Origin of the sequence: Staphylococcus sp. HMSC035D11, from assembly GCF_001836075.1 — a bacterium.
Lineage (GTDB): Bacteria > Bacillota > Bacilli > Staphylococcales > Staphylococcaceae > Staphylococcus > Staphylococcus hominis.
This window is the reverse complement of record NZ_KV827254.1, coordinates 1-4,134: the sequence shown is the minus strand read 5'-3', so window position 1 is coordinate 4,134 and position 4,134 is coordinate 1. Positions and strand designations below refer to the sequence as shown.

Here is a 4,134-nt window from a genome sequence, read left to right as displayed (position 1 = left end):
TTATACTATAAATTCAACTTTGCAACAGAACCTCTTGTTTTAATATTAAAATCTCAGAATAATTGATCACCATAAGTTTTCAGACGCTGTGAGAAGCTCTCATTTGCATTGAAAAACCGTTTATTAAAACAAATCATCGTTATCGTGTTTAATTCTATAAACAGTTTGTCTTGTAATATTCACTTCTTTCGCAATTTTACTAATCGCTTTGCCTTCCTCTAACATTTCTACAACACGATGATAGATAACACGTTTTTGAGGATCTTTCGCATTGGGAGAATATAATAAAGGTCGTCCTTTATATACGCCTTTCTCTTTCGCAACTTGAATCCCTTGAGCTTGTCGACGTTTACTTTCATTTCTTTCTTGTTCTGAAACCATTGCTAATATCTGTATAATTAAATCTTTCATAAATTTATCTAATAATGGATTACCAATGACTTCATTCATCATTGGTAGACTGGTAATCATCAATTGTACTTCTTTCTCTTTAAGATAATTAACGGTATTAATGACTTCATCATAATTACGACCTAAACGATCAATTGATTCCACGACAAAACGATCTCCCATTCTCACAAAGTTCAATGCTTCTTGAAAGACGGGTCTGTTTTCTATAGATTGACCTGATTGTTTTTCTGTAAAAATTTTTTCAGCACCAAATGTTTTTAAATTTTCAAGTTGTCTTTCTAAATTTTGATCTACTGATGATACCCGCGCATAGCCCACAATCATTTAGTTTCACCTCATAATTAATATACACCCTAATCATACATTTTAATTGCTGTAATTTCAACAATTCATTTTGTATGATTAGGGTGTACTCAAAGTGTACATATCTATAATTAAAACTTACTAAAAATAAATATAGATTTTTTCTTTGTAACAGAACCGTTCATTTGAAGGTCATCTCTATCATAAATATTTAAATTAACTAAAAATTTTAATCATCTGTTTAATACTTATGAAATGTATTTACGGTAGGTATTAAAATTGATGAAATTTATATAAGTGCTTTCAATGAAAATGACCGTTTATTTATCCTCCTGATTTAAGGAGTTAGAAATTTCGAAAACGATTCTTTCCATTTGTTGCATTTGTTCCATGTCCAGATATTTAATACATTATAGAAAACCAAAGACCATCACTAATTAAACGCAGTTTTAAAATTTCATCAGGATTGCCTTCGTCTTTAAAATGGGCCTCTTTTAATATAAGTTCTACTCTTTCATACCTAACTCTTTCAATGCCATCGTTTCATACGCCGATTCTCCTGATTCCATAGCAAACTCAGCGATAAACATTGGGAATACTGCATTGAGTTCTATTATATGCTCTTTCATTCGTGGCCATATTTCACCTCCAGCTTTACCGTATGCTGTTATAAGTTGCTCTAATCCTTCGTCGTCGAATACACGATGGTGTCCTATAAAGTCCATTGATGGGTCGGAGTGGGTTGCTTCAGTCCAGTCTATGAGACCTGTGACGTTTGCTTGGTTATCTACCATTATATGTCCTGGATGTAAGTCCCCATGTATCATGGTCGCATGTCGAGGCCATAGTTCGTCGTTTTCTAACCATTGTTTCCATCTGTTCCATAATTCATCTGATACGCCATAAGTTTCTTTAACTTTATTCATTCTTCTTTGAAAGTCATTTTTTATTTCTTGTATGGTTTTGATATTTATATGCTGAACGTTAATGTTTTCTTCTGGTATGTTGTGTAAATCTACGAGTGTTTCAGCTAATGTGTTAATAAAGTTTTCTGGTAATGGTTTGTGTTCAATTTCCCATACATAATTTTGTATTTCTGGATCTATTGTGGCTGCGGGTTTACCTGTAAGTTTTGGGTAAGCAATAAGGTCTTTTGCATGTACTTTCCACTTCGGTATTTCAAATGAAACATTCTTCTGTAAGAAGTCTACCGTTTGTTTTTCGGGTTTTGTTCGTTTATAAACGTCAGGTCTTCTTGGTAGTCTCAAAACCCATTCTACTCCATGTTTATCTTTTCCAAATGCAACTTGAAAATCAAGTCCCGATTCATTCAATGAGATTGTTTGAGGTTGGATGTGTAATTGATATTTTTCTGCACATTTAATAATTTCATTATGTCGAGTCATTTTATTGGATCCTTATTTCTATTATATTTTTCTTGTGAACGTATTTTTTATATTGATATAAATGAACCTAATATTCAATATAAATTAGTGTATAGTTTTTAAGTTATATCATGAATAGATTGTCCTGTTAATTCCCATTTTTTATCTGATACATGTTTAACAAACCTTGTATCATGTGATGTAAACAAAATGATTCCAGGATATTTATTCATAAACATTTCTAATGCTTCTAATGTTTTAATATCTAAAAAATTAGTTGGTTCATCCAAAATTAACATATTCGCTTTCGTTGAAAATAATACTGCTAACGATAATTTCGTTCTTTCCCCACCACTCAAAACATTACAAGAACGATCAAGTGCTTCATTTAAACCCAAGTTATTTAAAATAGCTCTACTGAATGATTCTGATGAATCCGTTTCATCCATTAAATATTGCAATAATGAAACGTCACGCATGTCTTCATAAGCAAGTTGACGATAGTATGCCATTTGCACTTTAGGAGAACAATCAATTCCCTCTATTTGGTGGTAAATAGCTTCAAGTAAAGTTGTCTTACCTACACCATTTGCACCTACGAGCGCTATATTTTTGCCATATGGTATTTGGAATCGTACTTGTGTTAGCAGTTTTTGACTTCCTTTAACCAATGTTAGATTTTGTGCAATGATTGGATAATTATTATGGATATCATAAATTTTATTTTGTGGGAAATTGAATTCATGATAACTTTGTGGTTTTTCAACTTCTTCCAAATGTTCCATTCTTTTTTCAATATGCTTAGCTTGTTTTTGAGCAGCCTTCTCAACCGTGCCTTTTTGTTTTGATGCACTTAAACGATCTGGTGCTATACTTTTGTTTTTTTGTTTTGATGATGCTTGTGCCATTTGTTGCGCTTGATTTCGTTTAGCTTTACTGGCTTGGGACAATCTTTGTTTTTCACTTATATACTGTTCATATTGACGTTGTTGTTCTAACTGTTCTTGTTCATATTGATTTTGATACTGTGTGTAATTACCTTTAAACACTCTTATTGTGCCATCTTCTTGTATATCCCAAATTGTGTCAGCAATTTGGTCTATAAGTGCTCTATCATGACTTACTATAATTAAAGTACCATAGTAATATTTTAAAATATTTTTCAGATAATCTTTACCAATTTTATCCAAGTGATTTGTAGGTTCATCTAAAAGTAATATCGGACTATAATTTGATATGACATTAGCTAATTTATATTTTGCTTTTTCACCACCACTCATACTGTCGGTTGTATGCATAGGTATATGGAGTTCACTCATTAAACTACCGTCTAACGTGTTAAAATCATTTTCCACATCCATGTTAAGCTGTTCAAAATATTGAATTTCGCCAACCGTTTCAACTGTTCCAGATTCTGGTTTTGTTTTTTGAGCAATCATATTTAGTAATGTGGTTTTGCCAGTACCATTACCCCCAATAAGTGCTATTTTTTCAAATTGGTAAGCGTAAAGATGACCGATGTTAAGTGATCGTAAATCTGTCAATTTATGATTGATTTGGTTAAATTTAATTGTATATTGTTCCATATTTATACACTCCTTGTATATTTAAAGGACGTGTACGCAAAAAAATGAGACAGGCTACTCCCGTCTCATTCACATTACACTTTCAAACACTTAAAAATTTATTATGATGTTTTAGTATTTGAAAGCGTTTATTATTCCTATCGAAGGATAAAAAATGACATAAGTCATCCTATGAGTGTGTATTGCGGACAAGCCTTTTTGAATTAATTTAGTTTTGTATTCAAAAAGGTTTATTTGAGTCTCATAGAAGCTGTCATTTTAATCCTCCTTCATCGATAAAATAGTAATGTTAATATAACATTTTGTTGGTTTTTTTACAATATATCTCTAAGTAGAAAGATTATATAACAAAAGTATAAAAATACAATTTTAGATTGATTATACATCTCCTTAATTTAGAGTGTACTCATAAAATACGGTTCTGTTGCAAAGTTGAATTTATAATATAA

General features: G+C 31.3%; 3 protein-coding genes. All 3 read right to left on the bottom strand.

Features of this window, described 5'->3' with window-relative positions; genetic code table 11:
* Positions 1-123 precede the first annotated feature (123 nt).
* The 3 genes from HMPREF2647_RS06760 to msr(A) all read right to left on the bottom strand — a co-directional run bounded on the left by HMPREF2647_RS06760 (position 124) and on the right by msr(A) (position 3,685).
* The gene (locus tag HMPREF2647_RS06760) at positions 124-735 is read right to left on the bottom strand and encodes a recombinase family protein (RefSeq protein ID WP_000635275.1); all 612 of its coding nucleotides are present in this window, start codon (positions 733-735) and stop codon (positions 124-126) included.
* A gap of 485 nt (positions 736-1,220) precedes the next feature.
* Positions 1,221-2,120, bottom strand: coding sequence for an Mph(C) family macrolide 2'-phosphotransferase (locus HMPREF2647_RS06755; RefSeq protein ID WP_000196697.1), 900 nt, complete (start codon positions 2,118-2,120; stop codon positions 1,221-1,223).
* Between the two features lie 98 nt (positions 2,121-2,218).
* A complete protein-coding gene (gene msr(A), locus HMPREF2647_RS06750) occupies positions 2,219-3,685 on the bottom strand; it encodes an ABC-F type ribosomal protection protein Msr(A) (RefSeq protein WP_000438873.1) in 1,467 nt (488 codons plus the stop codon).
* Positions 3,686-4,134: the final 449 nt, after the last annotated feature.

What these genes read in the sequence shown, in the direction of transcription:
- HMPREF2647_RS06760 (WP_000635275.1), bottom strand. Translation starts at nt 735, where the DNA reads ATGATTGTGGGCTATGCGCGGGTATCATCAGTAGATCAAAATTTAGAA.
- HMPREF2647_RS06755 (WP_000196697.1), bottom strand. Translation starts at nt 2,120, where the DNA reads ATGACTCGACATAATGAAATTATTAAATGTGCAGAAAAATATCAATTA.